A 24,231-nucleotide genomic window follows, 5' to 3' on the forward strand; every position below is an offset into this window, starting at 1 on the left:
GATGCCTTTAAATAAATGATTTAAGATCTAGTTTTTGCATTAATTCGTCAGGTTGATTTTTAAAGGTTGGCGTGTTGATGAGGGTAATTTGAGCGGTATAAATTTGATAAAATCACCTATTTCTTTGGGAGAAGCAATTTAAATCCTTAATTTGTACATACTCAATTTAGTTTTTATATATACCACTCTATGAAAGCAATTTTTCTTGTACTTGTTCCATTTAGCCTAATTCAATCAGAATTATTAGGAAAATGGCAATTAGTCTCTTTTGAGGCCTTTTCAAATATAATTTCTTCCCCTAGACATTTTGAAGCCAGTGATGAAGAAAGAATTCGGGTTGAAAATACATTTCAAATGGTATTGGATAATACGTACTATCATTTTGACATGGATACGGTGTTTTTTTCAGATTACAAGGAAAATCAAATGATTGAGAAAATGGGGCGGTGGCATGTAACATCAGATACGCTGTACATAAATGACCTTTCGAAGATCAAGACTTATAAATTTTTTATTAAAGAAGTGAACTCTGATAGTTTGGTGATGAATCTAATTCATGGGAATGGGGATGTGGGTAAGAATGATATGGTATTTGTAAGAAATAAAAAGACCGAAGACCGAAACGGACTTGTGGTAGAAATGCAGAAAAACAAATTACAATAAAATGATAAAATTAAAAGCCCCCCTAATTGTATTCCTAATACTTTTATTCTCCTGCTCACCTGAAGATCAAAACCCCACACTGCAGGCAGATTTTGAACTTGCTCAACCTGACTTCATAGTCGGAGAACCTCTAATTATTGAAGAAGTAACTTTAAGAGGAGTCCGTTACGATTGGGATTTTGGGAATGGGTTAACATCCAATGAACAACGCCCCAATAATATTGTATATGAGGAAGCAGGGGTCTTTACCATTACCTTGACTGTAATGAGTACTGGGGGAAGTCAGACCACTAGCCAAAAAGATGTCATTATTGGACAATACCATGCAAATAGTCTAGAGCTAAATAATATTTTCCCTGAATACCGGAATCGTGATATGGACATATATTTTACGGTGAATCAAATTACCTCACCACATGGCAGTGGGGAAATATTAGAAAGTGAAATATATAGAAGTGAGGTGTTTTCAAGCTTTAATAGTCAGGATTTGCCTATTTCATGGGAAGTTGAAAATATCCCGTTGGGAGGAAATGGTTATTCAATTAATCAAAATCCGCGTATCAGATTTTTTGATGCAAATACAGATGAAGTAATAGCTCATTTTGGTTCAGTATTTACCTTATATACTTCATACGGGTATGATCCGGATAGGTTAACTGGAAGTTTTAATGCGGTTTCAAATGGTGATGGAAGTTTGGGTATTAGGTATAATGCAGTTTATCCATGAAGATGCTAGCCATCTACGAGGTTTCAAGGCAGGGTCTGGAAGCGCGCCATTGGCACTCTAAACGTTTTGAATTTAGCCATAAAACCATCATATTTAGTTGATGTATAGATTCGGTAAGGTTTGTGTTTTTTTCATTTTTTTGCTTCAGGTTTCCTGCATTGACGAAATCCGTATTAATGTGCCAGAGCAGGAAAGGAAATTAGCGGTGGATGGCTGGGTGTCCAATGATCCCAATATGACGTATGTGAAGGTCTACTACCCTGCCGCCTTTCAGTCCGGCTCTTTCAACCGCTATACTGATAGGCCTGAGATCAGAAGGATGTATGTGGAGACGGAAACTGCCAGAAAAAATATTGAATTTGAATTCTCCCTGGCTCTGGATTCCCTTGTAGGGGCTTATCTGCCAGTAGGTGATTTTGAGCTTGATGAGAATGAAAGGTACAGATTGAATTTTCTCCTTCAGGACAGGACCCATTATCAGTCAACTTGGCAGGAAGTGGCGCCTGCGCCTAAAATCAATGAATATAACTATGAAGCTGAGGAAAAATTAGTATTCATAAGCCCTGTGTTTGGGGAGCCCTTTGGGCAAACGCAGGTGTTTCTGAATGTTAATGTAGAGTTGGAAAGGCAATCGCAGAAGGCTTATGGGTATTACTTCAAAACCAAAGGGATTGAGGAAGTTCATACCCGATTCGACCCTGAGGAACCTCGGGGGGAATGTCAATGTACCTGTTATATATACTACAATATATTAACCCCTAAAATTAATATTAACCCTTATCATTCCAATGTTGGCTTGGGGAGTGAAGGAAGATTTAATGTTGTGGCTTTACCTATGAACCGATTGGGAAGGTTTTACGTGGAGATTGATATGTATGGATTAAATGACTTTCAAACATCCTATTTTGGCCTTATTCAAGAACAACAGGAGAACACTGGAAATATTTTTGATGCTATGCCATCCAATTTAAAAGGAAATATTTCAAATCTTGCAGATAACAAGGAGGTAGTTTTGGGTACTTTTTCTACTTCAAATCACAAGTTTGATTCAAGAATGGTGAGAAGGGTCAATTTCTATGCTTCCCATCAGGATTTCCGGTATAGAGTTGAGGGTATACCAATCTTAAGAGAGGGTATGAATATATGCGTGGACTATTACACAGAAGGAACGATGGAGGTACCTGAGCCTTTTAGGCAGATTATTTATGATCATTAGCGGTACGAATACAATGTACGATGTAGGCTTAAATGAGTGCATAAAAGGAGGCCCCAGAATTTTTATACCTAGAAGCTTAAGAATTGAAAAAAAATTATACTTATCTTCGTTCAAAAGAAAAAAATATGAAAAGAGTATTACCATTGATTTTTGCCGTACTTCTACTGGCATCCTGTCAGGAAAATGGAGAACCAGTAATCCAGGAGGAAGAGGAAACGGAACTGGTTTGGGAGTTTACCTATACCATTGGGGGAGTGGAATATACCGGCAATTCCGTAAATGGTAATGGAACGGGGGTTCTGCAGGCTTATTACGTTTCCCAAAAGCCCACCTTCGAGGAGTATGATTCATTGTTCTTCAAAGTTTCCACATCTATGAGAGATCACTCAGGTGATGGCAGTTTGAAAGTTATACTAGGTAAAAAGTATCTGAAAGAGGAGTTAAAAATCAGAACTGGCAATCTTTACACCCTATATGAAGAAGATAGAAAGGATTTTATCCAAGAAGGTATGTATCCCTATTCCTTCGACTATGACAGGCACAATTCCCAAGATGGGGTAGCCCTGGAGTTGGCTATGCTAGGCGAAAATGAGCATCGCCATTATCTTACTACACATTCTACCGCTCCCTATGGCTTTGAAACCCTAGTAAAGGATGATGCACAAGCTGATTCCAGTTTTGAGATTCTCAAAGTGGGCACTACTCCAAATGGGAACACCTATATAGAGGCAACATTTGAGGCTAAAGTATTTGGTTATGAAGGCAATGGTGTTAAAACCAGTATTCAGCGAGAAGTTACCAATGGCTTTGTCAGAATGCCCGTAAGCTATATGGATTTTTAAATGACACCTCGTACTTAAAACCTAAACATCGTCACCGACTTATTCATACCCAGGAATTTTTCCAGGTAAACCTCCCCGTCCGGGAATAGGGCTTTCATTTCCTGGATGCTTAGGAGGCGGATTTCGTCGAGATATTGCTGGGCAATGGTGGGGTCCCAGCGATTGAAGCGGCTGAGTTTGGTTTTGGTGAGGATGCTATAGGCCAGGCCTTTTGGTACAAACTGAAAAAGTGGAAGAGCGTAATGGGGCTCGATGATAAAGTTGCGGTTGGGGGTCTGCACAAAGTAGTTCTTCCCAACCCTTCTGATTTCATTGGCCATTTTCTGTTGGTTTTCCCGGCTGTAAAGGTGCTCGATTACCGAGTTGGAAAAGACCAGGTCAAAACTATTGTCCTCAAATTCAGGCATATTAGTAGCATCCCCTGCCACAGTTTTAAAATTGGGCAGGCTTACCGGAAACTCGATCAGGTTTAGCACGGTGATTTCAAGGTTTCTCTTTTTGAGTATGTTCTTACCTTCCCAATAGGCCTGAGTTCCCCCTACATCAAGTACGCTGATTTTTTGGTTTGGCGGAAAGGTTTTTTCAACTAGCTGCTCAAAAAACCTAAACCTTTCTTCCCTGAATTTTTTACCCAGAGATCCTTCCGTTTCCGAAGAGGCTAAAAGAGATTTAAAAGTCCACATTTTTTTGTTGTTAATTGTCGGATGACGGATGTCCGATGACGGATGACGGATGACGGATGTCGGATGTCGGATGTAGCCTACCTTCATCGGTCATCGGACATCGGACAACTAGCATCTTGCATCTGAATTTCCAAATATCGCAATAATTGGCGGTCAAATTGCATGAATGTGTTGACAAATCTGTGCGGATTAATCAAAGGATATGGTAGTGAGTCATTAATATTTGATTATTTTTGCATTGAAATCTCGCTAGGTTCTCATAAAACCTTGAAAGAACAATATTGAATTACCCTGCTTGTGGGGGAACAAGTCGGTACAGGATTTTTATGGCTAAACGCTTTTATAAAAATTTCCCATGGCTTTTCAGCCTGGGGGATGCTTTGATTATTGTATTGTCACTTTTGCTTTCGAAAGTGATCCTCGCCTCTATTTTCAATACTGAGCTCACTTCTGATGTCTTTTACCTAGGCTTTCTGATGGTGTGGCTTGGCGTTACCCTCTTCAGAAAGGACTATAAACTTGGCCGTACGACCGACTATAGCCAGACGCTTAAACAGCTGTTTGGGTCCGTTCTCTGGTTTGTGGCCATCATTTCAGTGATGTGGGTGCTATTCCAGACTTATCATCTCAGCCGCCTCTATTTGCTGATTAATGTGCACATGATGCTTATTTTGCTGAGTGTGTACCGCGTGGCTGTGCATATTGCGCTGAAGCAATACCGTATCAAAGGGGGCAATTATAGAAATGCTGTGATCATCGGCAAAGGTGGGGCAAGCAACCGTCTGGCGCAGATGTTTTCCTACCGCAGGGATTTTGGGATCAATTTCCTAGGCTATTATGATGATGCGTTTTCATGCTTGGAAACCAAAGGGAAAGTGACTGATTTTTTTGAGCAGGCTGAACAGATGGAACTTGATCTGATCTATATCAATGAAAATCTTGAAGCTGACAAAATCAAAAGTATCATCAACTATGCCGATGATAAGTGCATCAAGGTCAAAATCATCCCAGACAAAAGCCTTCAGTTGGAGAAAAACCTATCCTTTTCGAAGTATGGGGATTTTTTGGTTATCAATGTAAATGACATCCCTTTGGATAATGTGGTTAACAGGTTTGCAAAAAGGGCTTTTGACATAGTATTTTCATCTTTGGTGATTGTTTTTATTCTGAGTTGGCTAATCCCGCTGGTGGGCTTGCTTATCAAATTGGAATCCAAGGGACCGATATTTTTTGTACAGGAGCGGAATGGGGAAAACAACCGGGTTTTTCGATGCCTGAAGTTTCGTTCCATGACGCCGAATGACTACGCCGATACGCAGCAAGCCACCAAAAGTGACCCTAGGGTGACGACAATTGGTGCTTTCCTGAGGAGTACCTCATTGGATGAAATGCCGCAGTTTATCAACGTGCTGTTCGGAGAAATGTCTATCGTGGGTCCAAGACCGCATACGGTACCTATGAACCAGACTTTTAAGCAGAGCATAGAAAAGTATAACACCCGGCACAAGATCAAACCGGGGATTACCGGCTTGGCGCAGGTGAAGGGCTATCGTGGGGAAATTGAGATGCCTTACCAAATTCGCTCTAGGGTCAGGTTGGACTATTTCTATATTCAAAATTGGTCTATCTGGTTGGATCTGTCAATAGTGGTGAAGACCGTGCATGAGTTGATATTTAATAGGGAAAACGCTTATTAGAAGTACGAGGTACGAAGTTGGAAGTACGAAGGGAAAGGGACACAGACCTGCCTGCTGCAGGCAGGGTTTCGCAGAGGTTTAAAAGGAGTTTCACAGAGCTCCTTCGCGGAAAGTTAAATAGAGAAAAGTACTGAGAATTTTAGGACCTGACAAAACAAAAAGGATCCCCAGAAAGTAAAAACGGTCAATGAAAGAACAACCTTTGCATTGCTTCGAACGTGATTTGTCCTAGAAATACTTTGTACTTGGTACCTGGTACTTTGTACCTTTTAAGAATGGTAAACACGTTAAAAATTTAATTTTTGCGCTAATCCTACTCCCTATGAAGCAATTTCAAAAAGTATTAGTAGGCCTGGATCTCACGGAGATGGACCAGATCCTGATGGAAAAGACGGGTAAACTTGTTGATCTCTTAGGGATTGAGAAGATCTATTTTGTCCATGTGGAAAAGGACCTGGCTTTGCCTGCCGAAGTAACCAGCACCTACCCTGATCTGATGGCCCCTGTAGATGAATCTATTAAAAAGAGCATCCAAGACAAAGCTTCTGAGTTTATTCCCACTTCCGTGGAGGTGGATATCAGCGTGAAGGAGGGTGACCCTATGGCGACTTTGCTGCGTTGGTCAAAGATCAAAAACATAGACTTGTTGATTATGGGGCGCAAGATTGTGCTCGAAGGCAGCGGTACCTTGTCGAAAAACTTGGCCCAAAAGGCACCTTGTTCGGTTTTGTTTCTCACAGAAAACCTTAAAGTTAAAGAGATTAACAATTTCCTGGTGCCGGTTGATTTTTCCGAGTATTCCCATCTTACTTTAAGCCTAATTGAGAATCTGGCGCAGAAATTCCAAGCAACCATTACCTGCCTGCACATATATGAGGTGCCTAAAGGGTATTATAAGACAGGTAAGTCCTATGAGGAGTTTGCACATATCATGCTGAAGAATGCCCAAAAGGAATATGGAGAGTTTATCAGGAAAAATAAGTTGCCGGAATACGAGTGCAAGTTTATGCTCAAAGAAGACAAGCACGCCTCAAAATACATAATGGAAATGGCAAAGGCATTGGAGACGGACATGATCCTGATGGGAAGCCGTGGAAGGACGGATTCTGCCGCTTTGCTGATAGGGAGCGTGGCTGAGCGCCTTGTGCATCTCAATTATGAGATTCCCATGCTGATCTATAAAACCAAAGGAGAAAATATGGGGTTCTTAGAGGCCTTGTTTAAGGTGTAGAAATGCCCAATTATGCTAAATACTACATAGCGATTGTTCCTGAGGGGGAAATTCAGGAGAAGGCCACGGGCTTGAAGTTGGCCGTCAAGGATAAATTCAACTTCAAATACGCCCTAAAATCTCCGGCCCATGTGACGCTCAAGATGCCGTTTAGGTATAATGAGGCAAAGGAGCAGAAACTGATTGATCACTTATCCACATTTTTAGGCCAGCAGCCTGCTTTTGACCTTGAACTGAAAGGCATTGGCCGATTTGGACGGCGGGTACTCTACATCAGAGTCAGCCAGCCCCCCGAATTGATGACTTTGCAGCAGGAGCTAGGTGAGTTTTGCAAACGGGAATTGAAGTTAATAGAAGAGCTGGCCGACAAAGCATATAATCCCCATATGACTATAGCTTCCAAGGATGTGAAAGACAGCCGTTTTGATGAGTGCCTCGCTTTTTTGAAGGAAGAAGGTTTTTTTGAGCGCTTATATGTGGATAAAGTGGCGCTGTTGAAAAAGGGAGAAAGGAATTGGGAGGTAGTGATTCAAATTGTACTAGGTACCAAGTACCAAGTACCAAGTACCAAGTATTTCTAGCGATTGACGTGGTATTCAATCCTCTGAGGTTTCTTATGTATTTATAAAACCTGCCAAACTTATCTTCTGACTTCGTACTTTTGGAGAGGCCTGGCAGGTTTTTTTGTCCTTCGTACCTCGTATTTCTGACTTCGTACTTTCTAAGTTACTTCCTAGTGTATACCAAAAAGTCCCCATGAGAACGATGGCCACCGTTTGAAAGGGTGTGGTCATTCCGCAGGGATAATACTTCAAAATTGTCAACACCGTAAATATACAAATCTACATATGCCCGATTCGAACCTTCCTCACGATCCAATATAGATTCGTATTGATCACTATTAAAGGTTAGAATAAGCTGTCTGACCATCATTGGGTCAAAGCTGTCATCAGGATCAACTGGAACTGTTTCATAAGTTCCTGAAAGCTCCATTTCTGCCCTAGTGCTGAATTTTGAAAAAGTCCCATTTTCCCTGAAATGGTAGGTTTCGGTAAAATCAAGGTCGGCCGCTGAGATCACTTCTGTTGAACGCACAGGAGTCAACTGCTCTAGTTTCCACTCCCCTATCTCAGTCAATACGGTTGGGTTATCATCGTTTTGACAACCTGTCAAGATCAATACGGCAAAGGCCAATAATAGTAGGTTTTTCATTTATAGTAAAGTTTAGTCTAAGTATTAGGTTAGCCACTAAGGCGCGAGGGCACAAAGTTTTTTTTTCTCTTCTTACTTTTAACCTTTCTCTTTTTATAAGTTCTAGAAATACAAATACCTGCGAAAAGGTTAGCCACAAAGGCGGGAAGTCGCAAAGGAAAGGTATCCTTTCAGTTTATTTTCTAGTGTAGAGCATAGCTTTGCCATGAAAGCGCTGGCCGATGTTCATGAGGGTATGGTCTACTCTTAAGGCAATTACTTCCATATTGTCACTTCCAAAGATGTATTTGTCGACATCAGTGGTGCTCATGCTGTCCTCCATCACTAAAATTGCTTCATATTGATCTATGTCAAAGGTGAGTGTTAACCATTTAACTGTTAAGGGCTCAAATCTATCATCGGGCTCTGCGTCTTCTGCCTCATATGTCCCGGATAGGTTCACGCCTGTTTCTGTGCTGAATTTAGAGAATGTCCCATCGGTTTTGAAGGTATAGGTTTGGCTAAAATTTAGGTCTGCAGCTGAAATTACTTCTCCTGAGCCTGGTTGGGTTACCTGCTCAAGCTTCCAATCCCCTATTTCAGTCAGCGGCATGTTGAGATTGTCATCGTTTTGGCAAGCGGCCAAGATCAATACGGCAAAGGCCAATAATAGTAGGTTTTTCATTTATAGTAAAGTTTAGTCTAAGTATTAGGTTAGCCACTAAGTCGCTAAGTCGCAAAGAAAGGATGGTTATCTTTTATAGATATAAATAGGTCCATCTCTCCAGGCGAATCCAGCGTTTGAAAGGGTGCCATCTGGGTGGAGGGTAAGCTCTTCAGTTTCGTTGTGGCCATAAAACACATGAAATTGATGTTCTTGATTCCAGCCACCGGCGTCCTCCGCATTAAGCACATTCTCTAATTCATCAGGGTTGAAGGTAAGTCTTAATTGTTTGACATGGTTGACATTTGCTTCAGTGCCTGGCGTGATTTCCTCAAAGGTTCCCGATAATTCCGATCCCAATACGGAATTAAACTTAGTGAAAGTACCATCAGCTCTGAAGGTGTAGCTATCTGAATAATTCAATTCATCCACAGAAATCATATCATCAATCCAGTTGCTTCTCAATCCTTGAAGTTCCCACTGGCCTTCAACGGATGTTTCAGTCGTGATGCTGTTATCTTCCTGGCATGCGCTAAAAAAGATTAAAGCCATCAAGCATGCTAATAAGGAGTATTTTATCATAATAAAATTTAGTTGTAAAGACCATACGGTTTATTGTCCCAGTCCGCTACAATAAAAGTAGGGATAATTTCTATTATTACCTAAGTCTTCCGTATTTGGGAGGTTAGGATTTAGATCTCTCTATATGGCCGATATGAGCACGTCTTAATATGGCTCGTCCCTCTGGGACTTTGTGGGGAGTGGTGTTGGTTTGGGTCCCCAGGTTGGCACCTGGGGTTAGTATATCGACCGTCCCACTGGGACTTTGGGATTGGGTTTGGATTCGTAGGTTTCCACTACCGGACCGGGCTTGTCAGTCTCTTAAAGCCTACTATTTTGGGGGGCTCAAGGGGTTGTGGATTCAACTCCTACCCCTCCCCTAAACCGTACCCCGGAAGTGCATGCAGCGCAGCTATGCACTTCGGGGACAATAAACTTCTAACCTCCTCAACTTCAGTAATGTACAATTTTATTAAAAATTATTTCCTCTAGGTACAAAAAATAATCTTATTGGTATTTTAACATTATAAAATGGTATAAATCAAGTTGTTAAGATATGTTAATGTGGTTAATTTAGATGTTCCAAATTATTTGTTCCACCTTAAATAAAACTGCATGAAAAAAAGTTTACTAGGCTTTGTGCTCGCCGTGTTCACAGTATTCTCTGTGGCGGCGCAAAGCAGGACGGTCTCCGGAACGGTGACCTCCGCAGAAGAACCAGAAGGGGTGCCCGGCGTCAACGTGCGGGTAGCAGGCACCACTGTGGGTACGATCACCGATATTGACGGTTCGTACTCCCTTGAAGTGCCAGAAGACGGTAATACCTTGGTATTTAGCTTTGTGGGTTTCCTGACCCAAGAGATTGCAATCGGTAACCAATCCACTATCGATGTACTGCTTGAGCCCGATGTGAAAACCCTGGGTGAAGTGGTAGTCGTGGGTTATGGTACTCAGGAACGTAGGGAACTTACAGGGTCGGTATCATCTATTGATAACCGGGCAATTGAAAACCTGGTGACCCCATCTTTTGACCAGCAGCTTGCAGGTCGGGCACCAGGTGTAAATGTGACCACCCCTGGTGGGGTGCTGGGTCAGGCTCCTGTAATCCGGATTAGGGGTATCAACTCCATTACTTCGGACGCTAGCCCGCTGATCGTAATCGATGGTGTGCCGGTGGTGAATGCTGACCGAGCTGCAAACTTTCCCAGCAATCCGCTTGCTCAGATCAACCCTGCCGATATAGAATCCTTTGAGGTACTGAAGGACGGTTCCGCCACGGCTATTTTTGGTTCGCGGGCTGCCAACGGGGTGATCTTGATCACTACCAAAAAGGGTATAGAAGGCAAGGCCCAGGTGGATTATAATGTGAGCGTGGGTTGGAATGAAGAAGTTAGCCGTTTTGATCTGCTCAACGGGGACCAGTTTGTTACCATTGCCAATGAGAAAAGGACCAATGCTGGTTTAGGAGATCTTGCCCAGCCAGGAGTTAATACCGATTGGCAGGATTATATTTTCAGAAGGGGTCTGGTAACCCAACATAACCTATCGATTAGAGGTGGATCGGCGGATACCAAATACTTCTTCTCCTTGGGTTATACTGACCAGGAAGGATATATCCGGGCCAATGAGCTTACCAGGTATTCGCTTAGAGCGAATGTGGATCATAATATTTCCCAAAGGGTAAGGATAGGGACAAATATGAGCTTTTCCTTTACTGAAATTGAATCCCTTAATAATGGGGAAAACTCCCTTTCCGGTGCTACTTATAATGTGACAAGGGCATTTCCGAATATCAACATATTCGATCCCGAGAATACATTCTATGACGGATTCAATACCACACCTGATGGAGCAGCGCTTGGTAGGGGACCTAACTTGGGTAATATTGACAACAATATTCCCAATATAGCTTTTGTGTTGGCAAATAATGTTTATCGTGGCCGAACTGCCAGGTTCTTAGGAAATATTTTCGGAGAATGGGATATTGTACCTGATTTGACGTTAAGGACTCAGTTTGGTGCTGATATGACATTCGCCGATGAGTTTCTTACCTGGGATGCCAGGCACGGGGATGGTCGAGGTAATGCCGGTTTGATGCTACAGGCCTATAGACCTGTATACCGTTGGAATCAGCAGAACACTTTGAATTATCAGGCTATTCTTGGTGAAAGTCACAGCCTGAATGTGACTGTTGGTGCTGAATTCCAATATACCAACCAGCATTTTTATTCCGCTACGGGTACACAGATTGCAGATGTTTTCTTCCAGCAGTCTAACATTGTAACCGGATCCGCGGGAGTGCAGCAGATTGGTGGTGGTATGGACGAACAGGGTTTTGACTCTTATTTTGCAAGGGTCAATTATAGCTTTGATGGTCGTTACCTTTTATCAGCCTCTGTAAGAAACGATGGTATTTCCGCTCTGCCAGTAGATAATAGGCGAGGTACATTTATGGGTGGATCCATAGGCTGGAGGATATCCGATGAAGGGTTTTTTAACAGTGCCTTGATTTCTGATTTTAAAGTGAGGGCTTCCTTTGCTGAGGTAGGTAACACAGAAATTGGATTCTTTCCTTATGTAGGTGGTTATTCTGCAGCTTTGTCTGGCCTTGGTCCAGGGATTGGTTTTGACCAGATCGCCAACCCTAATCTGCAATGGGAGACTTCTCGAAAATTGAATGCGGGACTTGACTTCACCGTTGGAAATGTAACAGTAGCTGCCGACTATTTCAGAAATGATATCCGCGACCTGGTATTAGAGAGGATTACCGCCTCTTCATATGGTGTACCACAAAACCGAATCTTTGAAAACGTGGGTGCTATGGTCAATCAGGGGGTTGAGTTAAGGATTATGGCTGGAATTATTGAAAGGGATAACTTCAGTTGGAATACAGACTTCAATTTTACATGGTTACAAAATGAGGTCACCACTTTGATCAGCCCGATTACCTCAACATTCAATAGAACAGAAGTAGGGGGTCCAATTGCCCAATTATATGGTTATGAATGGTTTGGGGTCAACTCGGCCAATGGTAACCCTATTTATGTGAAAGGTGATGGTTCACTGGTCCAATATAATCTGGAGCAGGATAATACTGGCTGGAGAGCATATAACCAAAACAACCCGGGTGACATTTCAGAAACTGCTACAGGCCTTGGGGGAAGTGATCTGCAACTGTTGGGCAATACGCTTCCCAGATGGCAAGGAGGCTGGACCAACCAGTTTGTAATCGGAAATTTCGACGCTGAGATTTTCTTCAGGTACTCCGGCGGCAACTATATTATGAATGAAACCCGCAGAGGGCAACTGGGCATGGGATTCTCCAATAATAATGCTGAAATCCTCAACCGTTGGACTGAGAGTGGTCAGACTACAGATGTCCCCTTACTATATACCGGTCAGGATGCCAATATTTGGGCAGCAGGAGCGGCCAACAGTAGGTTTGTGGAGAAAGGAGATTTCTTGCGGGTTCAAAATATAGTGCTGGGTTACAGAATTCCTTCCGAGTGGCTAGACAATGCCTTCAACGGTGGAATCCGTTCTGTGCGTATTTTCGGACAGGTACAGAACCCGTTCATCTTTACCAATTATACCGGTGTGGATCCTGAGCTAAATACCTTCCCTGGAAGCCAGCTTCAATTTGGTATTGACTGGAACTCAGCTCCTATCATCAGAACTTGGTCATTTGGGCTTAATGTAGGATTCTAAGTGGTGGATTTTAAATAAAAACAATATGAAACGTATAAAATCAAAAAATATATTTGTTGCCGCTATTTCAGGACTCCTGGTTTTTGGAGCCTGTGACGTGACGGATCAAAGTCCAGTCACCTTGGTGCCTGAAGAGGAAGCATTTGCTGACGCCGGAAAAGTGGAAGGCAACATCCTAGGCGTATATGATGCCGCCCAGAGAGGCTTTTACCTTGGCATTATTCAAAGGGGGTATCCATTTGGCGCGGCTTCCATCCAGCAGGGTGATATGCGCAGCGGGGATATGTACAATGACCAGCTTTTCTATGAAGTCACTTATATAGGGGGGTGGACGCCATCTACAGCCAATCAAGAGGGGATGTGGATAGGTACATATAGGCTTATCAATCGTGCCAATGTGGTCTTGGAGGGGCTTCAGACTGCCTTGGCTAATGGAATTATCGATCAAGAAGAACATGACAGTTACAGAGCTGAAATGCTTTTTATGAGAGCATTTTCTCACTGGCAATTGGTGACCGACTTTAGTAGGCCTTATGCTGATAATCCTTCTGGAAATTTGGGCATTCCTTATAGGAATACAGCTATCAGTGATACTGAGCGGTTGGAAGAAGCAGCCACAGTTGGAAGAGGAACTGTGGAGGAAGTTTATACTTTGATCCTTCAGGACTTAGATGAAGCCGAACAGTTAGGGACCAATACAGGGGTACCATTCAGGGCTTCACAAGCTGCGGCAATTGCGTTCAAGACACGGGTGAAACTTCATCAACTGGATTGGGCTGGAGTATTGGAAGAGGCAGCCAAATTGACTAATTTCCAACTTGCAGCTTCTCCAGCTGACCCATTTGATAGCCCAGATGGCAACCCGGAAAGTATATTTTCTTTGAATAACACAGCTGAATCAAATCCTGGAGTCAATGGTGCTTTGGCTGCTATGTATGGCAACCCCGCTGAAGGTGGTCGGGGCTTGGTGAAGATCAGTCCATTGATTTGGAACGAACCTTTCTGGGTGGAGGATGATCTGCGTAGGACTGAGCTTACTACCAGCAGTCCAGATGGGTATTATACCGCAAAATATACTGGGTACATCAACCGTGATGATCCTACTCCATTGATTAGGTATGCCGAAGTGGTACTAAATGCTGCCGAGGCTCATGCCCGATTGGGTGATGAGGCTACTGCGCTTACTTTACTCAACTCTGTACGTGATCGGGCCACCCCAGAAGGCACGCCATCGTATGATGCCGGGGCCCTGCCTGATGGGGTGATTCAGGGGATATGGAACGAGAAAAGGATTGAATTTTTGGCTGAAGGCCTTTGGTGGTATGATATCCATAGGCTGTCCGGCATGGGAGAGCTTCCTGGAATTCCGCCCAAAGCGGCTTCCCGTTCTATAGGCTCGATAGAGCAATATGAGCCTGATGCTGATATCACCTTGGATCATAGTGTTCCCTATAGCAGTAATTTGTTTGTATGGGCGATTCCTTTGCAGGAGATTGTGAATAATCCGTTGTTGGCTGGGCAGCAAAATCCGGGTTATTGATATTGTACTAGGTACTAAGTACGATGTACTATGTAATGCTCACGTTAGACCTGGCAGGTTTTTTTAATCTGCCAGGTTTTTTTTGTGCCATATTTTCATTGTACTAAATACATTGTACCAAGTACAAAGTAACTCAGCAACAATCGTTTCTATATGCCATTTTGAGTCTATTTCATATCTAGACCCTCCCTACCACGGCAAGTGATCCGCAAAGCTTCGGGGTTAATGTTTGAAATGGTTGTGATGGTTGTCCGTCCCGAAAATTCTACGCTGTTCGGGACTGTTGTCTCGGTCCTGCGGTCCTCAGTTGTCAGTGGTGTCATTGTTCTATTCAATGTGTAGCCCACGGGCGGGATGAAGGTACAGCAGCGACTGCTGGGCGCGGAAGTAGAACAATGACAACAATGACAACAATCCCGGGGAGGCGAAGCCGACCCACGTGACGGACAACAGCGAAGCGGATAACTCCTTATCTCATATCTAGACTTCTCCCCACCACGGCAGGCAAGCATTCCGCAAGCTCTTGTTCCCGATCCGTGAAAAGCGGATGGGCTACTTAACCCTCTGTTTTTCAGTAGTAACTGATATTTTAAATACTGATAATTAAAATTTTATGTGATTAATGGGTGCTGGATTTGGAAGGTTTTTGGTATTGGGGAAGGTCAGTTGGGGTAGAGGAAATTAGGTGTAGTTTCCTTTTGATAAATCAGGGGATTTGGATGAAAATGACTTTAATGAGGGAAGTATTTGATAAAAGGGTTTAATTCAGATGAAAGTCTCTTTTTTATACATATTAACGGTAGAGGGGCTAAATTTTCAAAATGGTTGAATTAATATAAAGTTTTTTCAATACCTGCCTTCTCGGTATTTTTTCCCATTTTTAAGAAGACCTTAAACCGAGTTTTGAAGAATAATCTCCTGATATTGAGCCTATAGTTTCTTAATAATAAAATAATATAAGCTTTGTGCCTTACTTTTCGTAATAATAATTCACTCATTAGAATTCAGGGCTATAATGAAAAGATTATATTTAAAATTTTTCATCATCAATAAGGTTAAAAAAAAATTATAATAATACCAATTAAGGATTTTTTGGCTTAAAATAGCATTTAAATTTCTCTTAATATCTGTTAAAAACCTGTTAAAGGGCTTTTTAGCGGAATTAAATAAGGCGGCTAAATCGCTGTTATTATATCTTGTTTTGGATAATTGTTTTAATGCGTTTATCATTGTACCAAATGAATTGTTAATAAACCTTAATCAAAGACACATGAAGAAAATTTTACTCAGCTTTGTGCTCGCCTTTATTACAGTGGTATCTGTAATGGCACAAAGCAGGACGGTGACCGGTACGGTTACCTCCGCTGAAGAACCGGAGGGTGTTCCGGGCGTAAACGTCCGGGTGAAGGGTACTACAGTCGGTGCTATCACTGACTTGGATGGATCTTATTCCATCGAAGTGCCTGCCGACGCAAACACTCTAGTTTTTAGTTTTGTTGGTTTCCTTACTCAGGAACTTCCAATTGGTAACCAGTCTCGCGTAGACGTACTTCTTGAGCCGGATGTGAAAACATTGGGTGAAGTCGTAGTAGTTGGTTACGGTACGCAGGAAAGAAGAGAACTTACCGGTTCTGTTGCTTCTATTAAGAATGAAGCAATCGAAAACTTGGTAACGCCTTCCTTTGATCAGCAGCTTGCTGGTAGAGCTCCAGGTGTATCCGTTACTACTCCTTCTGGTGTATTGGGTGCGAGACCAATCATCCGTATTAGAGGTGTAAACTCCCTTTCGGGTGGTGCTGATCCTTTGATCGTTATTGATGGTGTGCCTGTAGTGGATTCTGACAGATCTGCAATTGTAGCTTCAAATCCATTGGCTAACATCAACCCTGCTGATATCGAGTCTTACGAAGTATTAAAGGATGGTTCTGCTACTGCTATTTATGGTTCCAGAGCGGCTAACGGTGTAATCTTGATCACGACCAAAAGAGGTCAGACTGGTAAAGCTCAAGTTAACTATAGTATGAGTACTGGTTTCAATGAAACGGTTGACAGGTTTGACTTATTGAATGGTGATCAGTTTGTAACAATTGCTAATGAGAAAGTAAGAAACACTAACCCTAATGCTGAGGGTAATGCGAGACCAAGCGGTATCAATACTGACTGGCAAGACCATATCTTCAGAAGAGGTACTACTCAGCAGCATAACCTTTCTATTAGTGGTGGATCTGATGCTACTAAGTACTTTTTCTCTCTGGGTTTCACAGATCAGGAATCTGCTATCAGACCAAACGACTTGAAAAGATATTCTTTTAGAGGTAATGTAGACCACTCTATTTCTAATAGTGTAAGAGTAGGTACTAGTTTATCCTACGCTTATACTGAAATTACAGGTTTGAATCAAGGCGCTAACTCACTATCTGGTGCGGTTTATAACGCTACAAGAGCACTTCCAAACGTTCCGATCTTTGATCCTGAGAACACTCAATGGAATGGATTCAACATTACACCTAATGGTGCTACTACTGGTTTTGGTGCTAATCTTGCTGGTCCTGACAATAATATTCCAAATATTGCCTATGTAATTGAAAACAATTACTATAGAAACAAAACTCATAGGATTTTGGGTAATGCTTATGGTGAAGTGGATATCGTAACTGGTTTAACGGCAAGATCTCAGATCGGTGTGGATTTAACAATGTCTGAAGATTTCCAGACTTTGGATCCTAGACACGGTGACGGAAGAAGCTCGAATGGTAGTGTTTATATGTCATATAGGCCAGCTTCCCAATGGAACTGGCAGAACACTTTGAATTATCAAACTGTTTTAGCGGATGATCACTCCTTAAACTTTACTGTGGGAGCTGAATATCAATATGCAGTTTATTCTAACTTTACTGCGCAAGGAACTGATTTTTCTGATGATTTCTTCAGACAAAGAAACTTGATTTCTGGATCATACAATAACCAGTTCTCTGGTGGTGGATTTTCTGAGATTGGATTTGATTCATACTTTGCCAGATTCAACTATAGCTTCAGAGGTAAATACCTATTGTCATTTGCTGTAAGGAATGACGGAATTTCCCAACTTGCTGCTGATAACAGAAGAGGTACCTTCCCGGGTGGATCTATCGGGTGGAGAGTATCTGATGAAGATTTCTTCAACTCTGGTTTGATTTCAGATTTGAAATTAAGAGCATCTTATGCTGAGGTAGGTAATACTAACCTTCCAGGTGGATCCTTCCCTTATGCTGGTGGATTTGGTCCAGTACTGGCGGCTGCCGGTGCCGGTATCGGATATGGTAACGTAGCTAACGTAGGTCTTCAGTGGGAGACTTCTCAGAAGTTGAACGTTGGTTTGGATATGACCATTGGTAATGTAACCATTGCTGCTGATTATTTCAGAAACGACATTGATGGAATGGTACTTCAGGCGCCAACTGCTCCATCTTTAGGGGTTCCTGGTAACACAATTAGCCAGAACGTAGGTGCGATGACTAACCAAGGTGTGGAATTCAGATTGTTAACCAAAGTGCTTGAAAGAGGAAACTTTGTTTGGAACACTGATTTTAACTTTACTTGGCTTCATAATGAAGTTACAAACTTGATCCAACCTTTGACAGGTTCTTTCAACAGAACTGTAGAGGGTGGCCCAGTTGCTCAGCTTTACGGATTTGAGTGGGCAGGTGTAAACTCTGCTAATGGTAACCCAATGTATTACAGAGGTGATGACGAGATTGTTCAGTTGAACCTCCAACCAGGTGCGATCTCTTGGAGAGCATATGATCCAAACAACCCTGCTGATGTGTCTCAAGCCGCAGCTGGTGGACCTACTCAGAGATTCTTGGGTAACACACTTCCAAGATACACTGGGGGTTGGTCTAACAACTTCAACATGGGTAACTGGGATGCTGAAATCTTCATCAGATACGGTGGTGGAAACTACATCATGAACGAATCTTTAAGAGGATTGCTAGGACAAGGTTTCTCTAACAACCATGCTTCTATCATGAACAGATGGACTGAGAGCGGTCAGGTAACTGACGTGCCTAAGCTTTATTCTGGTCAAGATGCTAACATGTGGCAGTCTTCTGCTTCCAATTCCAGATTTGTGGAAAGAGGCGATTTTGTAAGAATCCAAAACATCGTGCTTGGTTACAGACTTCCAGCTGAATTCTTGAATACTACCTTTAACGGTAATATTAGATCTGCGAGATTGTTTGCTCAAGTACAGAACCCAATCATCTTTACTGGATACTCCGGTATAGACCCAGAGTCTAACCAATATGCTAGCGGTACTGCACCTCAGCTTCAGTTCGGTGTTGACTGGAACGTAGCACCAATCATCAGAACTTGGTCTGTAGGTCTTAATGTTGGATTCTAATTAAAACCTTATAAAAAGCATAAAAATGACAAATAAATTTTCATATAAAATAAAGACTGCTTTTATAGCTTTGGCTATGGTGGGTATGTCCTCTTGTGAGGTCACCGATTTGCAGCCGGCTACAATAATCCCAGATGAGGAAGCATTTACTGATGCCAGCAGAATCAACGCAGCAGTATTGGGTATCTACGAAGCTGCCCAGAGAGGTTTCTATCTCGGATCAGTACAAAGAGGTTATCCTTTTGGTGCTGCATCTACCCAGCAAGGTGACATGAGAGGTGAGGATATGTACAACGATCAGTTGTTCTATGAAATTACCTATATCAATGGTCACACACCTCAATCAGCTAACAATAATGGTCAATGGATCTCTCTATACAGAATGATCAACAGAGCCAATATTGTGATTGAGAATCTGGATCAGGCGCTTGCTGATGGAGTATTGACTGAAGCTGAAAGAAATACCTTCCGTGGAGAAGCTCTTTACTTAAGAGCTTTAGCTCACCATGAATTAGTAGTGTTCTTTGCCAGACCTTATTCTGACAACCCTTCTTCTATGGGTATCCCTTACAGAACTTTTGCCATCAATGATGTATCAAAAGTTCAGGATGGTGAAGCTGTAGGCAGAGGTACTGTTGAAAGTGTTTACCAACAATTATTAGCTGATTTGGATGAGGCTGAAGAGCTTCTACCAACTTCAGGTAACGCTTTCCGTGCCAGAAGCCAAGCAGCTATTGGTCTTAAATCAAGAGTTAAGCTTCACATGCAAGATTGGCAGGGTGTAATTGATGAGTATACCAAACTTGCTGGTGAACTTGCAGTAACTGAGGATCCATTGACTCCATTCCGAGGAGGGACGTCATCTGATAATATTTTCTCTTTTGAGAATACAGATGCCTCAAATGCCGGTGTAAATGGTGCTCTTCCAAATATGTACGGCAGCCCTGATTTGGGTGCCAGAGGTTTGGTTAAGATCAGCCCAGTTATTTGGACTCAGGACTTCTGGTTAGAGAATGATTCACGAAGAAGTGTATTGGGAGAAGAAGATGGAATGGTTACAGTTGGTGACCTAGGGATCTTTACCAACAAATATGTTGACAATACTACTTTCTCTGATCCAACTGTGATTCAGCGTTTTGCTGAGGTTGTACTTTCAGCTGCTGAAGCTCATGCAAGACTAGGTAACACTGGTGAAGCTGTTTCTTTATTGAATCAAGTAAGAGATAGAGCTGTACCTGCTGGTGCTTCTTACACTGCCGCAGGTTTAGGTGGAGTTGAAGAGGTAATCGACGCTATTATTCAGGAAAGAAGAATTGAGTTCTTGGCTGAAGGTAGAAGATTCCCAGATATCCACAGGTTAGCTGGTGAGGGTAGAATCCCAGGTATCCCTCAAAAAGCTGCCTCTAGATCTGTAAATAGTATTGATTTCTATACTGGAGATGAGGAGATTACCTTGGATCACGCTTTGGAATACTCAAGCAACCTATTTGTGTGGCCAGTTCCTCAAGAAGAGATCTTGAACAATGCTTCTGCTCCAATTGAGCAAAACCCTGGTTACTAATCAGAGTAAGCATATAATAAAAAAGGCGGTCAATTGGCCGCCTTTTTTTATGTTGAAAAATGGGACACCCGCCACGGCGGCCAGGCAGAGTTGCTCAGAGTTCAAAACTGAGTTTCTCAGAGTCCTCTTCGCGGAGGTAAATGGCCACGAAGGACACGAAGAAAAATAAGGTGCACAGCTTGTCGCGAGTAGCGAAGCGGATCGGGAAAGGCTTCTACGCGGTTAAAAAGGGGTCACCCGCCGCGGCGTGCAGGAAAAGGACAATAAGGAAAACAAGGGCACGAAAGCGTCTTTGTGAAGTAAAATATTTTAAAAGGAAAATTTAAATTAGTTTATGAAAAAAATGTTTCTTGCCATTATGATGATGGCTACAGTGCAGGTGTTTGCACAGGATACTAATCAAGAACCAAGAACTCCGGGATCTGAGACTTTCTGGGAGAACTTGAAGGCTCATTGTGGTAAAGCTTATGAAGGTGAATTAGCGTCGGAGGCTACCAATGATACGTTTGCCGGTAAAAAGTTAGTGATGCATGTAAGAGAATGCGGGGATAATGTGATTAAGGTTCCTTTCTTCGTAGGAGATGATAGGTCCAGAACCTGGGTTTTCACCAAAATGGAAGATGGGACGATCGAATTGAAGCATGATCACCGTCACGAAGACGGAAGTCCTGACAGAGTAACCATGTACGGCGGTACCAGCACCAGCACCGGAAACGGTAAGATGCAGTTCTTCCCTGCTGATCAGGAAACCACAGATTTAATTCCTTATGCTTCTTCAAATGTATGGTGGGTAACCCTAGACGAAGAAAACTTCAGCTACAACCTCAGAAGAGTAGAAAGAGACAGCCATTTCTCGGTTAAATTTGATCTGACTACTGAGGTGGATACGCCAGATGCTCCTTGGGGACATGAGTAGGAAGTACGAGATACTAAGTATGCCTAACTATATCATGGGTTAAACACGCGATAAACACGGGATAAACACGGGATGTAGTACGAAGTGGAGATAACCGTGTAGGGATAGATTAGGTTTTTTCCTCTGCGCCCTCTGGTCCTCTGCGGTTATTTTGATTTCTAACTCCCAAACGCCGATAACACCAGCTTCCTATTTCCTCCTCGATTTCGGAATTCGCAGAGGTAGATTCCTTGCCAGGTGCCGAGGTTGAGTTGGCCGTTGGTGATGGGGATGGAAAGTGAGTTTCCGAAGAAGGCGGTTTTGATATGGGCGGGCATATCGTCGGGGCCCTCGACTGTGTGGATAAAGTGTGGGTAAGTCTCGGGAATCAGGTCATTTATAAAGGTTTCGAAATCTTTTCTAACATCTGAGGCGGCATTTTCATTTATGGTAAGGCCCGCAGAGGTATGTTTAAGGAAGATTTGGAGCATTCCCGCTTCAATATTTCGAATTTCCTTGAAGTTATGAACAACTTGGTCTGTAATAAGATGAAACCCTCTTGAAAAAGAGGGTAGGGTTAAAGTTTCTTGGTAAAATTTCATCAGCAGGTTACTTGTTCTTCAGGGTCAGATAATTCAGTATTTCCTGTGTGGTAAACCATTCTCCTTTCTTACATAATCTTTCCACTTCCTCGGCAACCCTTTTAATTTCTTTTGGACTATACGGGTCCAACGGACTGAGTAGGTTATTGAGCAAATCTTCTAAATTGTGGATAATTTCTTCATCATCGATCTCGAGTAGTCTCTGAACTATGGTTAATTTTCTTGCAGCTATATCCATGGTTTAATTGTTACTTTGGGTTAATAAATGGATAAGATAATAACCTGTTATTCAGAAGGAATGTTTTTTAACTTTTGCACAAAATACCAAGTATCAATTACTAAGTATAACGCCGTAAATGATCTCTTCGCGGATGATTTCAAGCCACGGCGGAATTTGGCTTAAGGTTTAAAGATTAAAGCTTATAAAACCATAAGCCTTAAACCATAAACCTTAAGCCATAAACCATCAACCATAACCAATCCCGCAGGGATGATAACCCCTTAAACTATTTCCTGGTACATTTCTTCCAACTTGCTTACCGAGATGACTTGGATGTCAAATTTGGCGAGGTCGAGGCCTTTGATGGCATATTTGGAAACTATTATTTTTTTAAAACCGAGTTTGGCTGCTTCGGCGATACGGCTTTCGATTCGATTTACGGCTCTAATCTCACCTCCGAGGCCTACTTCCCCAGCAAAACAGATTTGATGGCTAACAGGGCTGTCCTCATAGCTTGAGATAAGTGATGCACATACGGCCAAGTCCAAGGCCGGATCGTCAACCTTTAAGCCCCCAGCCACATTTAAAAACACATCCTGCTGTCCCAATCTCATTCCTCCTCGTTTCTCCAAAACAGCTAAAAGCATATTCAAACGCTTTGAATCATGACCTGTGCTGCTTCTTTGGGGGGTGCCGTATGTGGCCGGGCTTACCAATGACTGTATTTCTATCAACAATGGCCTATTGCCTTCCAGCATAGCACCTATGGCCACGCCATTGAGTTGCTCCTCACGTTGGGAAATCAAGATTTCTGAAGGATTGGATATCTCTCTTAAACCTTCGGCGCGCATTTCATAAATGCCGAGTTCGTGTGTGGAACCAAACCTGTTTTTGGAAGTGCGCAGGATACGGTAAGACATGTGGCGGTCTCCTTCGAACTGAAGGACCGTGTCTACCATATGTTCGAGTACTTTAGGGCCTGCTATGCTACCATCCTTTGTAATGTGGCCCACCAAAAATACCGGAGTCCCTGTCTCCTTGGCAAACTTCATCAGTTCACTGGTGCATTCCCGCACTTGGCTGACGGAACCGGCTGCTGATTCCACGTGGCTGCTGTACAGGGTCTGTATGGAATCAATGACCAACATGTCAGGTTTTAGGTTCTCTACCTGTTGGAAGATCTGCTGGGTATTGGTTTCAGAGAGCACGAAGCAATTTTCAGATTTGAAAGGCATACGGTCAGCCCTCATTTTAATCTGGGATTCGCTTTCTTCACCCGAGACATATAATATCTTGTGATTTACAAGGGTAAGGGCGATCTGTAGCATAAGGGTGGACTTGCCGATCCCGGGCTCACCACCTATAAGGACAAGGCTGCCCGGTACAATTCCCCCACCTAAGACACGGTTAAGTTCGGCATCCTGGGTGACAACCCGAGGCTGGGCCTCAAAATTAACTTCATGTAGTTTTTTGGGAACAGTAGCTCTCTTTAGTTTGGAGGCATCCTGTTTCCAGTTGCCCCGACCGTTTTCCTCTTTGTGGATAACTTCTTCCACGTAAGTATTCCACTCCCCGCATGCCGGGCATTTGCCTACCCATTTAGGGGATTGCGATCCGCAGTTTTGGCAGAAAAAGGTTGTTTTGGTTTTAGGCATAAGCTTTAAATAGGGTCACCAAGGGCACAAAGTTTGGCACGAAGTAGCACAAAGTTTTTGTCGAAAGTTAATTTAACACAGATATCACAGATTCACACCGGGATCAACTCCCCCTTCGAAGGGGGCGGGGGGGATGTGAAATTAAAATGGTCACGAAGTAGCACAAAGTTTTTAAGTTAAATAGAATAGCCAGT

The 24,231-nt window shown here is 42.7% G+C and carries 19 protein-coding genes; 12 read left to right on the forward strand and 7 right to left on the reverse strand.

Going from position 1 to position 24,231, the window contains the following annotated elements; all coding sequences use genetic code 11:
- Positions 1-189: 189 nt before the first annotated feature.
- The 4 genes from FPL27_RS01090 to FPL27_RS01105 all read left to right on the forward strand — a co-directional run bounded on the left by FPL27_RS01090 (position 190) and on the right by FPL27_RS01105 (position 3,448).
- Positions 190-663, forward strand: a complete 474-nt coding sequence (locus FPL27_RS01090; RefSeq protein WP_143959329.1) for a lipocalin family protein — start codon at positions 190-192, stop codon at positions 661-663.
- A 1-nt stretch (position 664) separates the two neighbouring features.
- Complete coding sequence (locus FPL27_RS01095) at positions 665-1,390, forward strand: PKD domain-containing protein (RefSeq protein WP_143959330.1); 726 nt, start codon at positions 665-667, stop codon at positions 1,388-1,390.
- A 100-nt stretch (positions 1,391-1,490) separates the two neighbouring features.
- Positions 1,491-2,606: a DUF4249 family protein gene (locus FPL27_RS01100; protein WP_143959331.1), complete on the forward strand. Its 1,116-nt coding sequence runs from the start codon at positions 1,491-1,493 to the stop codon at positions 2,604-2,606.
- Between the two features lie 125 nt (positions 2,607-2,731).
- Positions 2,732-3,448: a hypothetical protein gene (locus tag FPL27_RS01105; RefSeq protein ID WP_143959332.1), complete on the forward strand. Its 717-nt coding sequence runs from the start codon at positions 2,732-2,734 to the stop codon at positions 3,446-3,448.
- 14 nt (positions 3,449-3,462) lie between these two features.
- Here the strand turns inward: FPL27_RS01105 and FPL27_RS01110 are convergent, their stop codons facing one another.
- Positions 3,463-4,131 carry a class I SAM-dependent methyltransferase gene (locus FPL27_RS01110; protein WP_143959333.1) on the reverse strand — a complete coding sequence of 223 codons (669 nt, stop codon included), beginning with the start codon at positions 4,129-4,131 and terminating at the stop codon, positions 3,463-3,465.
- Positions 4,132-4,457: 326 nt separating this feature from the next.
- Here FPL27_RS01110 and FPL27_RS01115 point away from each other — a divergent pair, with 326 nt between their 5' ends.
- The 3 genes from FPL27_RS01115 to FPL27_RS01125 all read left to right on the forward strand — a co-directional run bounded on the left by FPL27_RS01115 (position 4,458) and on the right by FPL27_RS01125 (position 7,640).
- The gene (locus FPL27_RS01115) at positions 4,458-5,828 is read left to right on the forward strand and encodes an undecaprenyl-phosphate glucose phosphotransferase (RefSeq protein ID WP_143959334.1); all 1,371 of its coding nucleotides are present in this window, start codon (positions 4,458-4,460) and stop codon (positions 5,826-5,828) included.
- Between the two features lie 322 nt (positions 5,829-6,150).
- On the forward strand, positions 6,151-7,059 hold the full coding sequence (locus tag FPL27_RS01120) for a universal stress protein (RefSeq protein WP_143959335.1): 909 nt from the start codon (positions 6,151-6,153) through the stop codon (positions 7,057-7,059).
- 2 nt (positions 7,060-7,061) lie between these two features.
- Positions 7,062-7,640 (forward strand): 2'-5' RNA ligase family protein, encoded by a 579-nt coding sequence (locus FPL27_RS01125; RefSeq protein WP_143959336.1) that lies wholly within the window; start codon positions 7,062-7,064, stop codon positions 7,638-7,640.
- Between the two features lie 145 nt (positions 7,641-7,785).
- On the opposite strand, the gene FPL27_RS01130 is transcribed toward FPL27_RS01125, so the two are convergent.
- The 3 genes from FPL27_RS01130 to FPL27_RS01140 form a co-directional block, all read right to left on the reverse strand.
- Positions 7,786-8,271: a membrane lipoprotein lipid attachment site-containing protein gene (locus FPL27_RS01130; RefSeq protein WP_143959337.1), complete on the reverse strand. Its 486-nt coding sequence runs from the start codon at positions 8,269-8,271 to the stop codon at positions 7,786-7,788.
- A gap of 175 nt (positions 8,272-8,446) precedes the next feature.
- A complete protein-coding gene (locus tag FPL27_RS01135; RefSeq protein WP_143959338.1) occupies positions 8,447-8,935 on the reverse strand; it encodes a hypothetical protein in 489 nt (162 codons plus the stop codon).
- 66 nt (positions 8,936-9,001) lie between these two features.
- Positions 9,002-9,466, reverse strand: coding sequence for a hypothetical protein (locus FPL27_RS01140; protein ID WP_143959339.1), 465 nt, complete (start codon positions 9,464-9,466; stop codon positions 9,002-9,004).
- Positions 9,467-10,090: 624 nt separating this feature from the next.
- On the opposite strand from FPL27_RS01140, the gene FPL27_RS01145 reads away from it, so the two are divergent.
- From FPL27_RS01145 to FPL27_RS01165, 5 genes are all read left to right on the forward strand, one after another.
- Entirely contained in the window at positions 10,091-13,183 is a 3,093-nt protein-coding gene (locus FPL27_RS01145; RefSeq protein ID WP_143959340.1) for a SusC/RagA family TonB-linked outer membrane protein, read from the forward strand.
- A gap of 25 nt (positions 13,184-13,208) precedes the next feature.
- Positions 13,209-14,723, forward strand: coding sequence for a RagB/SusD family nutrient uptake outer membrane protein (locus FPL27_RS01150; protein ID WP_143959341.1), 1,515 nt, complete (start codon positions 13,209-13,211; stop codon positions 14,721-14,723).
- A 1,270-nt stretch (positions 14,724-15,993) separates the two neighbouring features.
- On the forward strand, positions 15,994-19,104 hold the full coding sequence (locus FPL27_RS01155; RefSeq protein WP_143959342.1) for a SusC/RagA family TonB-linked outer membrane protein: 3,111 nt from the start codon (positions 15,994-15,996) through the stop codon (positions 19,102-19,104).
- Between the two features lie 25 nt (positions 19,105-19,129).
- Positions 19,130-20,665, forward strand: coding sequence for a RagB/SusD family nutrient uptake outer membrane protein (locus FPL27_RS01160; protein WP_235893351.1), 1,536 nt, complete (start codon positions 19,130-19,132; stop codon positions 20,663-20,665).
- Positions 20,666-20,999: 334 nt separating this feature from the next.
- Entirely contained in the window at positions 21,000-21,581 is a 582-nt protein-coding gene (locus FPL27_RS01165) for a hypothetical protein (RefSeq protein WP_143959343.1), read from the forward strand.
- A gap of 158 nt (positions 21,582-21,739) precedes the next feature.
- On the opposite strand, the gene FPL27_RS01170 is transcribed toward FPL27_RS01165, so the two are convergent.
- From FPL27_RS01170 to radA, 3 genes are all read right to left on the reverse strand, one after another.
- On the reverse strand, positions 21,740-22,162 hold the full coding sequence (locus tag FPL27_RS01170) for a secondary thiamine-phosphate synthase enzyme YjbQ (RefSeq protein ID WP_143959344.1): 423 nt from the start codon (positions 22,160-22,162) through the stop codon (positions 21,740-21,742).
- 7 nt (positions 22,163-22,169) lie between these two features.
- Complete coding sequence (locus FPL27_RS01175) at positions 22,170-22,400, reverse strand: hypothetical protein (protein WP_143959345.1); 231 nt, start codon at positions 22,398-22,400, stop codon at positions 22,170-22,172.
- A gap of 263 nt (positions 22,401-22,663) precedes the next feature.
- Complete coding sequence (radA, locus tag FPL27_RS01180) at positions 22,664-24,037, reverse strand: DNA repair protein RadA (protein WP_143959346.1); 1,374 nt, start codon at positions 24,035-24,037, stop codon at positions 22,664-22,666.
- Positions 24,038-24,231: the final 194 nt, after the last annotated feature.

This window comes from Litoribacter populi, assembly GCF_007483685.1.
Classification (GTDB): Bacteria; Bacteroidota; Bacteroidia; order Cytophagales; family Cyclobacteriaceae; genus Litoribacter; species Litoribacter populi.

Coding starts and splice junctions, on each gene's coding strand:
- FPL27_RS01165 (WP_143959343.1), top strand. CDS start 21,000: ATGAAAAAAATGTTTCTTGCCATTATGATGATGGCTACAGTGCAGGTG.
- FPL27_RS01175 (WP_143959345.1), bottom strand. CDS start 22,400: ATGGATATAGCTGCAAGAAAATTAACCATAGTTCAGAGACTACTCGAG.
- FPL27_RS01135 (WP_143959338.1), bottom strand. CDS start 8,935: ATGAAAAACCTACTATTATTGGCCTTTGCCGTATTGATCTTGGCCGCT.
- FPL27_RS01100 (WP_143959331.1), top strand. CDS start 1,491: ATGTATAGATTCGGTAAGGTTTGTGTTTTTTTCATTTTTTTGCTTCAG.
- FPL27_RS01155 (WP_143959342.1), top strand. CDS start 15,994: ATGAAGAAAATTTTACTCAGCTTTGTGCTCGCCTTTATTACAGTGGTA.
- FPL27_RS01125 (WP_143959336.1), top strand. CDS start 7,062: ATGCCCAATTATGCTAAATACTACATAGCGATTGTTCCTGAGGGGGAA.
- FPL27_RS01145 (WP_143959340.1), top strand. CDS start 10,091: ATGAAAAAAAGTTTACTAGGCTTTGTGCTCGCCGTGTTCACAGTATTC.
- FPL27_RS01090 (WP_143959329.1), top strand. CDS start 190: ATGAAAGCAATTTTTCTTGTACTTGTTCCATTTAGCCTAATTCAATCA.
- FPL27_RS01105 (WP_143959332.1), top strand. CDS start 2,732: ATGAAAAGAGTATTACCATTGATTTTTGCCGTACTTCTACTGGCATCC.
- FPL27_RS01110 (WP_143959333.1), bottom strand. CDS start 4,131: ATGTGGACTTTTAAATCTCTTTTAGCCTCTTCGGAAACGGAAGGATCT.
- FPL27_RS01160 (WP_235893351.1), top strand. CDS start 19,130: ATGACAAATAAATTTTCATATAAAATAAAGACTGCTTTTATAGCTTTG.
- FPL27_RS01115 (WP_143959334.1), top strand. CDS start 4,458: ATGGCTAAACGCTTTTATAAAAATTTCCCATGGCTTTTCAGCCTGGGG.
- FPL27_RS01170 (WP_143959344.1), bottom strand. CDS start 22,162: ATGAAATTTTACCAAGAAACTTTAACCCTACCCTCTTTTTCAAGAGGG.
- FPL27_RS01150 (WP_143959341.1), top strand. CDS start 13,209: ATGAAACGTATAAAATCAAAAAATATATTTGTTGCCGCTATTTCAGGA.
- radA (WP_143959346.1), bottom strand. CDS start 24,037: ATGCCTAAAACCAAAACAACCTTTTTCTGCCAAAACTGCGGATCGCAA.
- FPL27_RS01120 (WP_143959335.1), top strand. CDS start 6,151: ATGAAGCAATTTCAAAAAGTATTAGTAGGCCTGGATCTCACGGAGATG.
- FPL27_RS01095 (WP_143959330.1), top strand. CDS start 665: ATGATAAAATTAAAAGCCCCCCTAATTGTATTCCTAATACTTTTATTC.
- FPL27_RS01140 (WP_143959339.1), bottom strand. CDS start 9,466: ATGGCTTTAATCTTTTTTAGCGCATGCCAGGAAGATAACAGCATCACG.
- FPL27_RS01130 (WP_143959337.1), bottom strand. CDS start 8,271: ATGAAAAACCTACTATTATTGGCCTTTGCCGTATTGATCTTGACAGGT.